We start from the raw sequence: 15275 nt of genomic DNA on the forward strand, positions 1-15275 counted from the left end.
GCGTCCGGCGGCGGCGGCGCGGACCGTGCCCGGATGACACGCACGACGACACGCACGACGACGCCACTGGCCGCCGTGGACGGCGCCGGCCTGACCCGCGCCGAGCGGGCCGAACGGGGAAAGGCCGCGCGGACCCGGGTTCCGCGGTCCGGTCACGCCGCCTGGACCCGCGACGGGCCCGGGCCGCTGGAACTGCTCGCCGGCCAGGACGCCTCCCGCGTGCCCGAGCTGGTGCCCATCCGCTACGGGCGGATGGCGGTCACGCCGTTCACCTACTTCCGCGGCGCCGCGCTGCCGATGGCCGCCGACCTGGCAGGCACCCCGGTCACCGGGTTCACCGTGCAGGCCTGCGGCGACGCCCACCTGATGAACTTCGGTCTCTACGCCTCGCCGGAACGGCGCCTGGTCTTCGACATCAACGACTTCGACGAAACGCTGCCCGGGCCGTGGGAGTGGGACGTCAAGCGGCTGGCGGCGAGCGTCGAGGTCGCCGGGCGGGACAACGGCCACACCGGCAGGCAGCGGACGACCGCCGTGCTCGCGGCGGTCGGTGAGTACCGGCGCGCGCTGCGCGAGTTCGCCGCGAGCACCGCGCTGGAGGTCTGGTACGCCCACGCCGACGTCGAGACCGTGCGCGAGGTGTACGCCGGCGAACTGACGGCCGGGCGGCGGCGCCGCCTGGACCGGACCGTCGCCAAGGCCCGCAGCGCCGACCACACCGGCTCGTTGCGGCGCTTCGCCGCGGCTGACGGCGGGCGGATGCGGATCGTCCCGGACGAGCCGCGGATCATCCCGCTGGACCGCGTCACGGGCGGCGGGGTGGATCCGGCCGAGACGGCGGAACGGCTGGACGAGATCGTGCAGGCGTACCGGCGCTCGCTGGAGCCGGAACGGCGCGCGCTGCTGGACCGGTACGCGGTCGCGGACATGGCGCTCAAGGTCGTGGGCGTCGGCAGCGTCGGCACCCGCTGCTGGATGATCCTGCTGCTCGGCAACGACGAACACGACCCGCTGTTCCTGCAGGCGAAGGAGGCGGGCGAATCGGTGCTGGAACGGTTCGCCGGGCCGAGCCGGTTCGTCAACGCCGGGCAGCGCGTCGTCGTCGGCCAGCGCCTGATGCAGACCGTGAGCGACATCTTCCTCGGCTGGGTGCGGGTGCGCGGGTTCGACGACCGGACCCGGGACTTCTACCTGCGCCAGCTGCGGGACTGGAAGGGCTCGGCGGACGTGTCGGTCATGCGGCCGGAGGGGCTCGCCGCCTACGCGCGGTTGTGCGGCTGGACGCTGGCCAGGGCGCACGCGCGGTCCGGCGACTGCGTGGCGATCGCCGCCTACCTGGGGTCCTCGCCCGTCTTCGACCACGCGGTGCGCGACTTCGCCGTCGCGGCCGCCGACCAGAACGAGCGGGACCACGGCGCGCTGCGCGCGGCGATCGACGAGGGGCGCATCACCACCCGGGACGGGTGAGGTCGGCGCGCGCGGGCCGCGACATGATCCCCGCATGGTGGCAGCGGAGGGCCCACGGCCTGGTCCGGCCGCCGCGGATCTGGTGCTCGGCGGCGGCGCACTGGCCGTCACCGCGCTGCGGCGGCTGGCGCGCACGGCCCTCGCGCCCGTGCGGCCCGTGCTCGCGCCGGTCGTGCGGACGGAGAACTGGCCGCCCCCGCTGCGCGAGCTGGCCGAGGACGGGCAGCGGCGGCGGGAGGAGGCCGTCGCCCACGGCGTGCGCCTGTTCCGCCGGGTCGCACCCGCCGTGGTGGTGACCGTGCTCGACGAACTGGATCTGGCGGGGATCGTGCGCGGCGTGATCGAGGAGATCGACCTGCCGGAGATCATCCGCACCTCGACCGGGTCGGTCGCGAACGAGTCGGTGCGCGACGCGCGGATCCAGGCGATGGCCGCGGACGACGCGGTGGCCCGATGGGCGGGGCGGATCTTCGCCACACGGCGGCGGCCACTGCCGGCCGGGCATGACGCCGCCACCTGACGGCGGGCCCGGCGCGGCCTGGTTCGCCGCGCTGCCCGCACCCGCGCGTGCCCACCAGGGCAGGCCGGCCGGACTGGTCAGCCGCACCCTCGCCGCGGTCCTGGACTGCGTGGTGCTGGCACTGGTGCTCGCCGGCCTCTACCTCGGGTGGGCGGCGCTCGATTACTCGCTCGACCCGGTGCGGTTCACCTTCCCCGCGCCGACCCGGCTCGTGACGGTCGCCGTGGCCACCGGGGCCGCGGTGCTCTACCTCGCCGTGTGCTGGAGCGCGACCGGCCGCAGCTTCGGCGACCAGCTGCTCGCGCTGCGCGTGGTGGACCGCCGCGGCCACCCGCCCCGCCCCGTGCGGGCGCTGGCGCGGGCGGTCGCGTGCGTGTTCGTCCCGGTCGGCCTGCTGTGGGTGGTGGCAGGCGGCCGCCGCCGGTCGCTGCAGGACCTTCTGCTGGGCACGTCGGTCGTCTACGACTGGAACCCGCGGCTCCGGCCGGTCTCACCCGGAACGAGTGACGCCGGGGACAGCCCGGCGTAGTCATCGTGGCGGGGTTTCCGGACGAGGGGAGGCGATCGCGGTGGATGCTCGCGTGCGGTCCGCGGGGCTGGCACTGGGCGCCGCGGCCCTCCTGTTCGCCTCGGCCTGCGGTGGGGACAGCGGCTCGTCCGGCTCGCAACCGGCCACGACCACCGCTGCCGGCACGACCGCCTCGGCGACCCCCACGAGCCGTCCCGAATGCGCCGCTCTCGTGTCCACCGGGCAGGCGCTCGTCGACACGGTCACGCAGTTCGCCAATGGACAGGCGACCGGCGAACAGGTGCGCGTGGCTGCCCAGGAGCTGGTGGCCTCGGTCGAGGTCGTGCGCACGGTGGTCGGGGCGGACACCGCCGCCCGCCTGGACGAGGCGAAGGCCGCGCTGGGGCGCCTGCAGTCCGCGCTGACGGCGCAGCCGCCGGACCTGCCGCAGGTGCGGGCCGCGGCGAACGACGCGCTCGCGGCCCTGCGCGAGGCCGTCACCCTGTGCCAGGCGAGCACGCCGAGCCGCTGATCACACCGTCGCGGCGGGCCGCTGCCCGCCGTCTGCCGACGGTGGCCCGTCGTCGGCGGGCCGGGGCTGGTCCAGGAACTGCAGCACGCCGAGGGCGAACACCAGCACCAGCGCGATCACCAGCACGGTGAGCCCGCTGGGGCTGCTCAGCGACACGAAGACCAGCACGGCGACGCCGAGCAGGCCGAACCGGAGCGCGGTGAGGTGCGCGTGCACCCACGGGCCGACCGGGCCGGTGCGCAACCCGGCCTTGGCCCCGCCGCGGCGCAGCCAGCCGATCGCCTTCACCGCGCCCCGGCGGACGCCCACGGCCGTGGCCGACGGTCCGGCCAGGAACGCGCCCAGCGCGACCACCAGGCCGATGGCGAACACCAGCCGCAGGCCGTCGCGCAGGAACCGGACGATCAGGTCGTAGGAGACCCCGGCGGCCACGGTCGCGCGCGGCGGCACGGCGCCGACCAGCACACCCCGGGTGATCAGCAGCGCCGCGGCGATCACCAGCATCCCCAGCGACACGCCCAGGCCCGCGCCGATCAGGGCGCGCCGGTGGTGCCGGGCGACGTAGACGCCCAGGGCGATCAGCGCGAGCGCGACCCACGGCAGCCAGGTGGCCGCCTTGTCCAGCAGCGAGTAGCCGTTCTTCGCCCGTTCCAGGGTGGTGGCGTCGGTGATCGCGATCGTCGGGTGGACGTCGGGAATCCGGCTCGCCACGCCGAACCCGGACTGCACCAGCTGGTTCTTGGCCTCGGTGATGAACGGCGCGAGGTCCAGCCGCACCTCGCCGTCGGACACCACCACCGCCTCGCTCTGGCCGGACAGCACCGCGTTCATCTGCTCGCTGGCCGTGCGCAGCGAGCGGTCCCACAGTTCGGCGACCCGTGGCCCGGACACGATGCCCGCGACCCGGTCGTGCACGAACCCGCGCAGGCTCGACTCCAGCGGCCCGGCGAGCCCCTGCAACCGGTCGGTGACCGCGGGCGGGACGCCCTGTGCGCTGAGCACACCCAGCGCGTCGGAGGTCAGCTCGGGCACGTTGACGTACTCGAACACGGTCGCGGTGACCCGGTCGGTGATCGCGGTCTGCACCGACGGTTCCCGGATGATGGGGCTGGTCGTTTCGACGAAGCGGTCGGTGTTGGCCACCTGGTTGTGCACCCAGACGGTCAGCAGGGCGACCGGCATCAGCAGGCACCCCAGCGTCAGGATCACGCCCGCGGCCAGCGAACGCCAGCGGATCCGCCGTCGCGGTGGGCGCTCCCGCAGCGCGGCGACTTCCGCCCGCAACCGGTCCAGTTCCGCGCGCTCGCCGTCGGTCAGCGGCGTGGCGCGGCTCGAGGTGTCAGTCATCACCGGCCTCCGTTCTGGGCAGCTCGGGGATCCGGTGCACCGACACGATCTGCAGGCCGAAGTCCTCCAGCAGCAACAGCAACCCGTGCAGGTGCGCCTGGTCGGAGACCGCGCCGTAGATGATGGTCTCCGGCGGAGCGGGGACGACGCGCACCTCGCTGAACTCGCCCACCGCCTGCCGCAGCTGCGGTGAGCACCGCCCGTGGACACGGAACTCGTAGTTCATCTCCGGCACGACTCCGCCTCCTCGAGCAGGTGGGGGCGACGGCATCCGGCCGCGGCCCGGCAGCGCCACACTCCGTGCCGGGCGGGCCGCTTTCCTCGCCTGCCCTGGGTGAGATGCGGGTGGCCGCTGGAAAGGGCCCCGCCGGATGTCCACACTGGGAACCGGCGAGAGGGAGTGTGATGCAGGACCCGGGGAGCGGGGAAGAACGCGGGCGCGTGCCGAGGAGCAAGATCACCGCGCCCGATCTTCCCGCGCACTTCGTCTCCCGTCCCCGGTTGCTGGCCCTGCTCGACCGCGCCACCGCTCCGGTCACCGTCGTCCGCGCGCCCGCGGGCGCGGGCAAGACCCTGCTGCTCGCCGAATGGGCGCGCGGCCACGGGTCCGGCCCGGCGGCGATGGTGTCGCTGGATCCGGACGACCGCGACGACCACCGGTTCTGGTCGGCGGTCCTCGACGCCTTCGCCGCCGGACCGGGAGTCCCGCCCGGCAGCCCGTTGCGCACGTTGAGCGTGCCCCGGGACCCCGGCGCCGACCCGGGTTTCCTCGCCGAGGTCCTCGACGCGCTGGACGACCTGCCCCGGCAGGCGCTGCTGATCCTGGACGACGTGGAGGCGCTCGTCGGCGCGGGGCAGCGGACCGCGCTGGACGCACTGGTGCGGCACCAGCCGGCCGGCCTGCGGCTGGTGCTGTCCGGGCGTCGCGAACCCCCGCTGCCGCTGGCCCGCCTGCGGCTGTCGGACCAGCTCTTCGAGATCGGCCCCGACGACCTGCGGTTCACGTCGGCCGAGATGCGAGCGTTGTTCGCCGTCAGCGGCGGTGACGTGCCGGCGGCGGTTCTCGGCAGGCTGGACGAGGAGGCCGAGGGCTGGGCGGTCGCGCTGCGGCTGGCCGCCGCCGCGGCCGTGCGCGAGGGCGGGCTCGACGAGTTCTTCGCCGGGCACGACCGGGCGCTGGAGGAGTACCTGGACCAGGAGGTGCTGGCCGGGTTCGACGAGGGCGTGCGGGAGTTCCTGCGGCTGATCAGCGTGTGCGCGGACACCTCACCCGCGCTGGCCGCCGCGCTGGCCGGCCGGTCCGACGCCGCGGCCGTGCTGCACGACCTCGCCGGGGCCGGTGTCGTCGTGCGGGAAACGGGCGCGGAGGACGGTTACCGGATCCTGCCGCTGCTGCGCACCTACCTGCTCGCCGATCTCGCGCGGCGCGACCCGGACCGGCTGGCGGGCCAGCACCGGCTCGCCGCGGCGTGGTTCGAGGGCCGGGGCGACGCCGCGCAGGCGCTGCTGCACTCCGCCCGCGCCCCCGACCCCGCCCGCACGGCCGCCCTGCTGCGGACCGACGCGGTGCCGCTGTTCCTCGCCGGTGAGCACACCGTGCTGCGGGAGGCGCTCGGGGTCCTCGGCGAAACGCCGGTGGCGCGGGAGCCGAGGCTGGCGCTGCTCGCGGCGGCGCTCAGCCTCGAGGCCGGCGAGACCGGCACGGCGGAGCTGCACCTGCGCCACGCCGAGGACGCGTGGCCGGCGGAGCCGCAGCCGGAACTCGTGGTGCTCCGGCAGCTCGCCCGGTCCCGCCGGGCCCAGCTGGACGGCGACCTGGCCGAAATGGCGAGCGCCGCGCGCGAGGTGGACCCGGAACTCGCCCGCGGCACGGATCTGGAGACCCTGGCCGGGCTGCAGCGCGAAACGGAGGTGCTGCTGACCGGCGAGCGCCGCGGCGCGCGGGACCACGTCGGCGCGGTCGCGAGCCGGGCCGGGGCTACCGGCCAGCGCCACGTCGAGGTCCGCGCGCTGACGATGCTCGGCGAACTCGCCGTCCTCGACGGGGATTTCCCGGCCGTGGACCGGATCGGCGAACGTCTCGACTCCGTGGGGGCGAGCGCCCGGGGCACGATCGAAAGCGCGACCACCGGTGTGGTCCGCGCTTACCGCGCCCTGCTGCGGGCGGAACCCGAGGAGTGCGTGCGGCTCGTCATGCAGACCACCCGCGCGGTCGACGGCGTGGCCGCGCGGATCGGGGGGAACCTGCTGGTGGCCGCGGAGATGCTCGGCGGCGCCGCGCAGTTCGACACCGGCGACTGGCAGGGCGGCCTGCGGCGAATGCGCCGGGTGCGGCTCGGGCTCGGCGGCCGCACGCTGCAGCCGGAGTACGCCGCGGTCTCGGCTGTGCTCGAGCACCGGGCGGCCCTGCTGGCCGGCGCGGCCGACCACGCCAGGGAAGTGGTGGGCTGGTGCCTGAACGAGATCGGGCGGACCGCCGAGCTCCTGCTGATGCGGGCGCGCGCGCAGATCGCGCTGGGCAGGCACGGGCCCGCGGCCAAGGCCCTGCAACCCGTCGTCGACGGCAGCGTCACGGCCGTGCTGCCGTGGTCGGGCATCGAGGCGCGCCTGCTGCGCACCCGGATCGTGCTGCACCACGGCGACCTCGACGCCGCACGGCGGCTGGTGGCCGAGGCGCTGGCCGATGCGGAACGCCTCGACGTCTGGCGGCCCTTCGTGTTCGCGCCGGAGGAGGTGATCTCCGTGCTGATCGGACTGCTCGGCAGGCTCGGCGGGCGGGAGGCCTTCGCCGCGAAACTCCTGGAACGCAGGCGGAGCCTGGGCGGCAGCGCGATGCCCGAGCCGCTCACCGAACGGGAGCGCAGCGTGCTGCGGCTGCTGCCCACGTTGCGGTCCGTCGAGGAGATCGCCCAGGACCTGACCGTGTCGCCCAACACGGTGAAGACGCACGTGCGCGGGATCTACGCGAAACTGGGCGTGCACCGGCGGCGGGACGCCGTCGCGGTGGCGATCGCGCGCGGGCTGCTCGACGTGCACGGCGCGGAACCGGGGGAACGAGGACCCGTCCTGTGAGGACCCTTGGCCCTACCCGGCCTCGCGGTCCGCCCATAGTTTCCTTAGTCATGGAGGAGAAGGCGGCGAATCCCGCCGGCGGGCGGCGGTGGGGTGTCCCGCACACGAAGGTCGTGCCACCACGGCTGCCGGGAAATTTCGTGCATCGCCCGGGGTTGTGCGAAAAACTCGCCCACGCGGTGGCCACCAGCCCGGTCACGCTCGTCTGCGCGCCCGCGGGGTGCGGGAAGACGTTGCTGCTGGCCGAATGGATGTCCACACTGGCACGGGACGCGGTGTGGGTTTCGCTCGACCACGACGACGACACCGCGCAGCACTTCCTGACGTCGCTGCGGTTCGCCATCGCCGAGCACGCGCCCGCGACGGCGGAACCCGCGCTGCGCCACCGGTCCGCGCCGCCCGGCGACGCCGCGGTGACGGTCGCCGAACTGCTCCAGGCGATCGAGGCGCTGCCCGGCAGGCTCGTCGTGGTGCTCGACAACGTCCAGGAGATCCCCGGCCGCGACGTCCTGCGGGTGCTCGCCGCGGTGATCCGGCACCAGCCCCGCAACCTCCGCCTGGTGCTGGCCGCGCGGTCGGATCCGCTGCTGCCGCTGGCGAAGCTGCGCGTGCAGGGCCGTCTGACGGAGTTCCGCGCGGACGCGTTGCGGTTCGGGCCCGCCGAGGCGCGTGAGCTGCTCGACGGTTGCGGTGTCCGGCTCCCCGAAGACCAGTTGCTGCGCCTGGTGAGCCAGACCGACGGCTGGGCCGCCGGGCTGCGGCTGGCCGCGCGTTCGCTGCGCACCACCCAGGACCCGGACCGGTTCGTGCCGTACTTCGCCGGCCACGACCACGCCATGGCCGACTTCCTCACCGGCGAGGTGCTCGCGCACCTGCCCGGCGACGCGCGCGAGATCCTGGCCATGCTGAGCGTGAGCGACCGGGTGACGCCGCGACTGGCCGCGGCGCTGACCGGGCGCGACGACGTCGGCGGTCTGCTGGCGGGGCTCGAACGGGAGGGCGTGCTGGTCACCGCGATCGAGGGCGAGCCGCCGTGGTACCAGCTGCACCCCCTGCTGCGCGCCTATCTGCGGACCGAGCTCGCGCGGCACCAGCCGGACCTGGTCACGATGCTGCACCAGCGGGCCGCGCGGTGGTTCGCCGGCCAGGACCGGCCCCGGGAGGCGCTGTTGCACGCCGAGCAGACCGGCGACGAGGGCGCTGCCGCCGAACTGTTGCACGCGAAGGGGATGGACGTGCTGCTCGACGGCGGGCCCGGGCTCGTGCTGCGCGCGCTGGACGCCGCGGGGAGCATCGTCGCGCGGGATCCCCGGCTCCTGCTCTTCGCCGCGCTGGCCCACCTCGAGCTCGGCGAGCTGTCCGCGGCCGAGTCGGACATCGCGCGCAGCTCCCGGGGGTGGCCCGAGCGGCCGGACGACTGGCTCGCCGAGCTCCGGCGGCTCGTGGTGTCCGCGCACGGGCTGGCCTGCGGCCGGGCCCCGGCGCCCGGCGGCGCCGGGGTGTGCCGGTCGGCCGCGGTGGAGGCGTGGGCCCGGCTGGACCACGGTGTCGCGCTGCTCGCGGTGGGCGACCACGGCGGCGCGGCCGGCGAGCTCGCGGCCGCGGACCGGCTCAGCGACGAGCAGGACCTGCACTACCTGGAAGTGCACACGAAGGCGGCGCACGCCATGCTGGCGGTGGCCGCGGGCGACGACGTCGCGGCCGCGGAGGCGAGCGAGCTCGCCCTCACCCTCGCCGGGCAGGGCACCTGGAGACGCTCTCCGTGGCTGGCGGTGTGCCGCGCGATCCTCGGCTTCGCCCGGTTGCTGCGGACCGATCTGCGTGGCGCCCTGGATCTCGCGGCCGGCCTGGACGGTGCCGAGCCGAGCGCGCTGCGCTTCGCGGGCGGGGTCATCGAAGGCGCCGCCCGGTTCGACGGCGGCGACCGCACGGCCGGGCTGAAACTGCTGCAGGACAGCCGGAGCGCCCTCGCCGACGCGCCGGTGCCGCGACCGCTGGCCGCGATGGCGATGGCCCTGGAGCACCAGTGCGCGCTCGTCCTGGCGCAGGCCCCGCACGCCCGCGACGCCGCCGAGTGGGGCGCGCGGCGGCTCGGTCCCGTGGCCGAGGTGCACCTCACCGTGGCGCGAGCCCGGTTCGCGCGCGGCGACGTGGACGGATCCGTTCGCGCCCTGCGGGCTTCGCGGGAGCCGGGCGTGCCCAGGCTGGCCGCCGGCACGGACATCGAACTGGCGCTGCTCGACGCCGCGACGGCGCTGCGGCTCGGCTGCCGCACCAAGGCCAGGGGAGCTCTCGAGGAGGCGCTCGTCTCGGCCGTGCCGGCCGGGATCGTCCGCCCGTTCGCCTACGCCGACCCGGACGTGAAAGTGCTGCTGCTGGACCAGATGGGCGGGTTCGGCGCGGCCGAGACCTTCGCCGCGCGGCTCCGGCGGGTCCTGACCGAGGACGGCGCGGCGACCGCGGCGGTGCTGACGAACCGGGAACTGGTCGTGCTGACGCGCCTGACCTCACCGCAGCCCCTGGACGAGGTGGCCTCGGAACTGCGGGTGTCGGTGAACACGGTGAAGACCCACGTGCGGGCCATCTACGCCAAGCTGGGCGTGAACAACCGGCGGGCGGCCGTGGTCGCGGCGCGGGAGCTAGGCCTCGGCTGAGCGGTGACCGTGGCGCGGGACCGTGCCGTGCTCCTCGCGGCGCACCTCCAAGCCCCAGCCGAAGAGCAGCGCGCCGCCCAGCACCAGTTGCAGCCCGAGGATCCAGACCAGCACGACCAGGCTCGCCGAGGTGTAGGCGAGCACGAGGATGCCGGTGACCAGCGCGAGCGCTCCGCTGGCGACCCGCCAGGCGCTGCCGGTCTCCCGTTCCGCCAGCCCGTGCACGATCTGGACCAGGCCCGCGACCACCCAGAACATCCCGAGCAGCAGCGTCAGCGCCGCCAGCGTCGGGAACGGGTACCGCACGAAGACGATGCCCACCAGGATCGACAGCACGCCGGCCAGCACGGGCAGCGTGCGCTGCGCCGCGGACCGGTCCCCGGCGGACACCGCCGAGACGAGCCGGACGACGCCGTCGACGATCGCGGAGATCCCGAAGACCACGGCGATGACCTTCAGCGTGGCTTCCGGCCAGGCGAGGACCACCGCGCCGGCGGCGATGGTCCCGACGCCGATCGCCATGACGGCCCCGGACGAGCCTGCCGCACTGGCGAGTGAGTGGACGGTCCCGCGTCGCGGGCTGGTGTTCGCGGTCATCGCGCCTCCTCGGTCGTGTCCTGGCGGCAGCGTCCTCCCGCGCGGGAGCGGGGAACTCACCCCGGCCGGGTGATGCCGCACCGGTCACCCGGAGTGACGCTGCCGGGGTGACCACGCGCGGGACGTGCGCATCGAGGCGCGGGCACCACGTGCGGGCGGCGCGCCCGGGGAAGCCGACGGGACGCCGGCCCCACGGGATGCGCCGTCCGCGGCGCGTGATCCCCAGCGGGTGTCGAGCAACGGAGGCGTCATGACACTGGCACAATCGGAGTACCCGTTCCTGGACCTGGTCTGGACCATGCTGGTGTTCTTCGGCTGGGTGATCTGGTTCTGGCTCCTCGTCGTCATCTTCGGCGATCTCTTCCGGCGCTCGGACGTCTCCGGGTGGGGCAAGGCGGGCTGGACCGTGCTCGTGCTGGTGCTGCCCTTCCTCGGGGTGCTGATCTACCTCGTCGCGCAGGGCAAGCACATGGGCGAGCGCAGGCGGGCCGAAGCGGTCGCCGCGCAGAACCAGTTCGACGACTACGTCCGCAACGTCGCCCACAACGGCGGCGGGAACGGCGCGGCGAGCCAGATCGCCGAGGCCAAGAAGCTGCTGGACAGCGGGGCCATCGACGACAAGGAGTACCAGGACCTCAAGGCGAAGGCACTGGCCCGGTGAGACCGGCGCCCGGATGACCGGGGCGGTCCGGGATGGCGCCCGGTGTGGGGGAGCGGGTACGGGCGCACCGGGGACGGTTCCTCGTCCTCGGTGTGCTCCGCCCCTCGCTGACCGTCGCGCTGCTGGTCACCGCGTACTACGTGCTCCCGCTGGGGGACCGGGTGCGCGGCGGCGGCGCGGTGTTCCTGGCCGCCGGGCTGGCGGTGGTGACGGCGGTGGTCGTGTGGGAGGTCCGCGCGATCCTGCGGTCGCCGTACCCGCTCCTGCAGGGTGTGCAGGCACTGGCCCTGGTGGTCCCGTTGTTCCTGCTCCTGTTCGCCGGGGCCTACCACAGCATCGAGCTGGTGCGGCCGGGCAGTTTCACCGGCGCGCTCAGCAAGACCGACGCCCTGTACTTCGTGGTGACGGTGTTCGCCACGGTGGGCTTCGGCGACATCACCCCGGTCGCGGAGCCGGCGCGGATCCTGGTCACCGTGCAGATGCTCGGTGATCTGCTCCTGCTGGGCCTCGGCCTGCGGGTGATCCTCACCGCCGTGCGGCACGGCCGCGACCGGGCGGAGAAAACCGGAGGAGACGATGACCGAGACCGCGATCTCCGAGCACGGGATGATCGGTGACCTGCACACGGTCGCACTGGTGACGACGGACGGGTCGATCGACTGGTTCTGCTGTCCGCGGTTCGACTCGCCGAGCGTGTTCGGCGCGCTGCTCGACGACGAGCGCGGCGGCCGGTTCCGGGTGCGCCCGGCGGGCGATTTCACCAGCCGCCAGATGTACTACCCGGACAGCGCGGTGCTGATCACGCGGTTCTTCACCGCGGAGGGGGTCGGCGAGGTCGGCGACTTCATGCCGCCCGCGGGGGAGCACGCGACCGGCAACCACCGGATCGTGCGGCTGATCCGGTGCGTGCGCGGCCGGATGCGGTTCGAGGTCGAGCTGGCGCCCCGGTTCGACTACGGCCGTCGTCCACATCGGACGGAACTGGCCGGCGGGGGCGCCGTCCTCGACGGGGGTCCGGTGGTGCTCACCGTCCACCCGGTGCGCGAACCCGGTGACGAGCGGCTGGCCGAGGTGCGGGCAGCGGGTTCCGATCTGGAGATGTCGCTCGACCTGTCCGCCGGGCAGGTCCGCGGGGTCGTGCTCGAATCGGGCGCCGACGGGCCGCCGCGGGAGATCCGGGTGGCCGAGGTCCGGCGGCTGTTCGAGGAGACGACCGCGTTCTGGCAGAACTGGCTCGCCGGCTCGTCCTACCGCGGCCGGTGGCGCGAGGCGGTGGAGCGGTCGGCGATCACGCTGAAGCTGCTCACCTACGCGCCGACCGGCGGGATCGTCGCCGCGCCCACCGCGGGGCTGCCCGAGCAGGTGGGTGGCGAGCGCAACTGGGACTACCGCTACACCTGGGTGCGCGACGCGTCGTTCTCGGTGTCCGCGCTGCTGGGGCTGGGGTTCGACGGCGAGGCGGAGCGGTTCGGCCGCTGGCTCGGCGACCGCGTGCGCGAGCGGGCGGGCGGGTCGTCCGGGCCGCTGAACATCATGTACCGGGTCGACGGTTCCAGCGATCTCAAGGAGGACGTGCTGGACCACTGGTCGGGCTACCGGGGTTCGCGTCCGGTCCGGGTCGGCAACGGCGCCGCCGAACAGCTGCAGCTCGACATCTACGGCGAGGCGATGGACAGCCTGTTCGCGGGCGACCGGGCCGGGCTGCCGATCCCGCACCAGGGCTGGCGGGCCGTGCGCGACGTGCTCGACTGGGTGTGCGCCAACTGGGACCAGCCCGAGGAGGGCATCTGGGAGACGCGCGGTGGGCGGCGTCCGTTCACGTACGGCAGGCTGATGTGCTGGGTGGCGCTGGACCGGGGCATCCGGCTGGCCGCCGAGCACGGCAGGCCGGCCGACTGGCGGCGGTGGGCGGCGGAACGGGACCGCATCTACGAGCAGGTGCACGACCGCGGGTGGCACCCGGGGCGGCGCGCGTTCGTCCAGCACTACGACACCGACGTGCTCGACTCCTCGCTGCTGCGCATGCCGCGGCTGGGGTTCGTCGCCGGGCGCGATCCACAGTGGCTGTCCACACTGGACGCCATGGCGGACGAGCTGGTCACCGACAGCCTGGTCTACCGCTACGATCCGGCCGCCTCACCCGACGGGCTGCGGGGGTCGGAGGGCACCTTCTCGCTGTGCACCTTCACGTGGGCCGACGCGCTGGCGCGGGCCGGGCGCGTGCGGGAGGCCCGCGGCGCGTTCGAGAAGATGCTCACCTACGCCAACCACCTCGGCCTGTTCTCCGAGGAGATCGCGCTCACCGGCGAGCAGATCGGCAACTTCCCGCAGGCCTTCACGCACCTCGCGCTGATCGACGCGGCCCTCACCTTGGACCGGGCGCTCGCTTAGCGCGGCGGGCGCCGCGGCCCAGCAGCAGCCCGGCGAGCAGGCCGAGCACGAGGACACCCGCCAGCGCCGCCCACAGCGGGCCGGTGATGGTCGTGGTGAACACGCGGATGTCCACGGTCTGGCGGTTCTGCAGGACGAACGTCACGCCGAGCGCCACCAGCACCGCCGCGGCGATCAGCTTGACCGGGACCTTCCGCTTGGCCGGCGCCGCCTTGGGGGCGCCGTCAGGACGTGCTGTCATCGGAACTCCTCGGCAGTCGGTCCTCCTGCTCCGACAGCAGGAGGTTGAGCAGGTGGGCCAGCACGACGAACCGTGCTATCAGCATGAGCCAGACGAGCGCGGCCGCCGCCACGCCGAGCGTTCCGTACAGTTCGGAGGCCCGGGACAGCTTGCCCGGCAGGAAGTGGACGGCGACGGCACGCAGGCCTTCCAGCCCGAGCCCGAACAGGACGGCCCCGGGCAGGTACGCGCGGTAGGGCCCGGGCTGTCCCGCGCGCAGCAGCGGCAGCCCCAGCAGGACGAACACGCCGATCATCACGACCGACATCACCGCCGTGGGGATGTGCAGGACGGCTTCCAGCAGTGGCCCGCCCAGGCACGCCACCAGGATCCCGAGCAGGACGGCCGTGTAGCGGCCCGCCCGGGGCAGTGCGGTGAAGTCGCGCGGGCAGCTGCCGGGGCGGACACGGTTCGCGACGCCGTCCAGCGCCCGCCCGAGCGTGAACGACGCGATCGCGAGCGAGCCGATGCCCACCCCGAGTGCGATCAGCCTGCTCTGTTCCGCCTGCCGCCCCACGTTCTCCAGCAGGCTCGCGGTGAGCGGGCTGAGCCCGGTGGTCCGCACGAACTCGCCCAGGGCCGTCCCGGACCACCAGAACCCGAGGAGCGCGACGAGGATCAGGACGCACGGCAGCAGCCACACGAAGAGCCGGAAGGCCAGCGCGGCCGCCAGCAGCGGGCCGGCGATCTCCAGGTCCCGCCGGAGCAGACGGCCGGTGAGCCGCACCGCGGGGAACCGGCCCGCCGCCGAGGCGAACCCCTCACGCGCGGCGGTGGTCCTCACTCCCGGCCGTGCGCGACGACCGCCCAGATCACGAGCACGTCGATGGCGATGACGATGGTGGACTGCACCGGTGCGACGTTGAGGAACGCCAGGTGCGACAGGGCGTTGAACCCGGCCAGCAGCACCGCGACCACGCGGGCCCACATCGCCCCGAACCCGAGGGCGACCCCGGTGGCGACCGCGAGCACGCCGACCACGAGGTGGATCCAGCCCCAGCCGGTGAGGTCGACGACCAGGGTGCCCTCGGGGCCGACGACGTAGTGGTCGTCCGCGGCGAGCGCGACGATGCCCATCACCGTGGTGAACAGCCCGGCCAGGACCACCATCACGGCGCCGAACAGCAGCCACCCGCTGCCGCGTTCCTCCGTCACCCGGCCGAGCCCGGTGGCCCGCTGGGAACTCATGTATGCCTGGTCGCGCAGGTACGCCTGATCCGCCATGGCCGCCTCCGATCCGCGGGAA

15 protein-coding genes are annotated in these 15275 nt (G+C 74.5%); 9 read left to right on the forward strand and 6 right to left on the reverse strand.

Translation table 11 applies throughout. From position 1 onward, the window contains the following. The first annotated feature begins 33 nt into the window (after positions 1–33). From AMYTH_RS0106350 to AMYTH_RS0106365, 4 genes are read left to right on the forward strand one after another with little or no spacing between them, the layout of a single operon-like run. Positions 34–1467 (forward strand): DUF2252 domain-containing protein, encoded by a 1434-nt coding sequence (locus tag AMYTH_RS0106350; RefSeq protein WP_027929586.1) that lies wholly within the window; start codon positions 34–36, stop codon positions 1465–1467. A 34-nt stretch (positions 1468–1501) separates the two neighbouring features. Then, a complete protein-coding gene (locus tag AMYTH_RS0106355; RefSeq protein ID WP_027929587.1) occupies positions 1502–1987 on the forward strand; it encodes a hypothetical protein in 486 nt (161 codons plus the stop codon). After that, positions 1971–2516, forward strand: coding sequence for an RDD family protein (locus tag AMYTH_RS0106360; protein ID WP_084022531.1), 546 nt, complete (start codon positions 1971–1973; stop codon positions 2514–2516). Before AMYTH_RS0106355 ends, AMYTH_RS0106360 begins: the two co-directional genes overlap by 17 nt. A gap of 40 nt (positions 2517–2556) precedes the next feature. Further along, on the forward strand, positions 2557–3027 hold the full coding sequence (locus tag AMYTH_RS0106365) for a hypothetical protein (RefSeq protein ID WP_228684600.1): 471 nt from the start codon (positions 2557–2559) through the stop codon (positions 3025–3027). Here the strand turns inward: AMYTH_RS0106365 and AMYTH_RS0106370 are convergent, their stop codons facing one another. Next, on the reverse strand, positions 3028–4374 hold the full coding sequence (locus AMYTH_RS0106370; RefSeq protein ID WP_027929590.1) for a hypothetical protein: 1347 nt from the start codon (positions 4372–4374) through the stop codon (positions 3028–3030). After that, the gene (locus tag AMYTH_RS0106375) at positions 4367–4600 is read right to left on the reverse strand and encodes a hypothetical protein (protein ID WP_037323454.1); all 234 of its coding nucleotides are present in this window, start codon (positions 4598–4600) and stop codon (positions 4367–4369) included. The genes AMYTH_RS0106370 and AMYTH_RS0106375 overlap by 8 nt, the downstream gene beginning before the upstream one ends. A gap of 215 nt (positions 4601–4815) precedes the next feature. Between AMYTH_RS0106375 and AMYTH_RS0106380 the strand changes: the two genes are divergently transcribed. Together AMYTH_RS0106380 and AMYTH_RS0106385 are read left to right on the forward strand one after the other, a co-directional pair. Then, entirely contained in the window at positions 4816–7446 is a 2631-nt protein-coding gene (locus AMYTH_RS0106380) for a LuxR C-terminal-related transcriptional regulator (protein ID WP_228684602.1), read from the forward strand. A 50-nt stretch (positions 7447–7496) separates the two neighbouring features. Continuing rightward, entirely contained in the window at positions 7497–10100 is a 2604-nt protein-coding gene (locus AMYTH_RS0106385) for a LuxR C-terminal-related transcriptional regulator (RefSeq protein ID WP_228684604.1), read from the forward strand. On the opposite strand, the gene AMYTH_RS0106390 is transcribed toward AMYTH_RS0106385, so the two are convergent. After that, positions 10086–10697, reverse strand: coding sequence for an HdeD family acid-resistance protein (locus tag AMYTH_RS0106390; protein WP_027929593.1), 612 nt, complete (start codon positions 10695–10697; stop codon positions 10086–10088). The genes AMYTH_RS0106385 and AMYTH_RS0106390 overlap by 15 nt on opposite strands. Positions 10698–10947: 250 nt before the next feature. Here AMYTH_RS0106390 and AMYTH_RS0106400 point away from each other — a divergent pair, with 250 nt between their 5' ends. The 3 genes from AMYTH_RS0106400 to AMYTH_RS0106410 are packed head-to-tail and all read left to right on the forward strand — an operon-like array spanning position 10948 to position 13749. Next, entirely contained in the window at positions 10948–11358 is a 411-nt protein-coding gene (locus AMYTH_RS0106400) for an SHOCT domain-containing protein (protein ID WP_017982193.1), read from the forward strand. A gap of 44 nt (positions 11359–11402) precedes the next feature. Next, positions 11403–11975 carry a potassium channel family protein gene (locus AMYTH_RS44175; protein WP_228684606.1) on the forward strand — a complete coding sequence of 191 codons (573 nt, stop codon included), beginning with the start codon at positions 11403–11405 and terminating at the stop codon, positions 11973–11975. Beyond that, positions 11935–13749 (forward strand): glycoside hydrolase family 15 protein, encoded by a 1815-nt coding sequence (locus AMYTH_RS0106410; RefSeq protein WP_027929594.1) that lies wholly within the window; start codon positions 11935–11937, stop codon positions 13747–13749. The genes AMYTH_RS44175 and AMYTH_RS0106410 overlap by 41 nt, the downstream gene beginning before the upstream one ends. Here the strand turns inward: AMYTH_RS0106410 and AMYTH_RS0106415 are convergent. The 3 genes from AMYTH_RS0106415 to AMYTH_RS0106425 are packed head-to-tail and all read right to left on the reverse strand — an operon-like array spanning position 13724 to position 15253. Beyond that, the gene (locus tag AMYTH_RS0106415; protein WP_027929595.1) at positions 13724–13990 is read right to left on the reverse strand and encodes a LapA family protein; all 267 of its coding nucleotides are present in this window, start codon (positions 13988–13990) and stop codon (positions 13724–13726) included. The genes AMYTH_RS0106410 and AMYTH_RS0106415 overlap by 26 nt on opposite strands. Continuing rightward, complete coding sequence (locus AMYTH_RS0106420) at positions 13974–14813, reverse strand: YhjD/YihY/BrkB family envelope integrity protein (protein ID WP_027929596.1); 840 nt, start codon at positions 14811–14813, stop codon at positions 13974–13976. Before AMYTH_RS0106420 ends, AMYTH_RS0106415 begins: the two co-directional genes overlap by 17 nt. Beyond that, the gene (locus AMYTH_RS0106425) at positions 14810–15253 is read right to left on the reverse strand and encodes a DUF7144 family membrane protein (protein WP_027929597.1); all 444 of its coding nucleotides are present in this window, start codon (positions 15251–15253) and stop codon (positions 14810–14812) included. Before AMYTH_RS0106425 ends, AMYTH_RS0106420 begins: the two co-directional genes overlap by 4 nt. Positions 15254–15275: the final 22 nt, after the last annotated feature.

Origin of the sequence: Amycolatopsis thermoflava N1165, from assembly GCF_000473265.1 — a bacterium.
Taxonomy (GTDB): Bacteria; Actinomycetota; Actinomycetes; order Mycobacteriales; family Pseudonocardiaceae; genus Amycolatopsis_E; species Amycolatopsis_E thermoflava.

What these genes read in the sequence shown, in the direction of transcription:
- AMYTH_RS0106350 (WP_027929586.1), top strand. Translation starts at nt 34, where the DNA reads ATGACACGCACGACGACACGCACGACGACGCCACTGGCCGCCGTGGAC.
- AMYTH_RS0106355 (WP_027929587.1), top strand. Translation starts at nt 1,502, where the DNA reads ATGGTGGCAGCGGAGGGCCCACGGCCTGGTCCGGCCGCCGCGGATCTG.
- AMYTH_RS0106360 (WP_084022531.1), top strand. Translation starts at nt 1,971, where the DNA reads ATGACGCCGCCACCTGACGGCGGGCCCGGCGCGGCCTGGTTCGCCGCG.
- AMYTH_RS0106370 (WP_027929590.1), bottom strand. Translation starts at nt 4,374, where the DNA reads ATGACTGACACCTCGAGCCGCGCCACGCCGCTGACCGACGGCGAGCGC.
- AMYTH_RS0106375 (WP_037323454.1), bottom strand. Translation starts at nt 4,600, where the DNA reads ATGAACTACGAGTTCCGTGTCCACGGGCGGTGCTCACCGCAGCTGCGG.
- AMYTH_RS0106385 (WP_228684604.1), top strand. Translation starts at nt 7,497, where the DNA reads ATGGAGGAGAAGGCGGCGAATCCCGCCGGCGGGCGGCGGTGGGGTGTC.
- AMYTH_RS0106390 (WP_027929593.1), bottom strand. Translation starts at nt 10,697, where the DNA reads ATGACCGCGAACACCAGCCCGCGACGCGGGACCGTCCACTCACTCGCC.
- AMYTH_RS0106400 (WP_017982193.1), top strand. Translation starts at nt 10,948, where the DNA reads ATGACACTGGCACAATCGGAGTACCCGTTCCTGGACCTGGTCTGGACC.
- AMYTH_RS0106410 (WP_027929594.1), top strand. Translation starts at nt 11,935, where the DNA reads ATGACCGAGACCGCGATCTCCGAGCACGGGATGATCGGTGACCTGCAC.
- AMYTH_RS0106415 (WP_027929595.1), bottom strand. Translation starts at nt 13,990, where the DNA reads ATGACAGCACGTCCTGACGGCGCCCCCAAGGCGGCGCCGGCCAAGCGG.
- AMYTH_RS0106425 (WP_027929597.1), bottom strand. Translation starts at nt 15,253, where the DNA reads ATGGCGGATCAGGCGTACCTGCGCGACCAGGCATACATGAGTTCCCAG.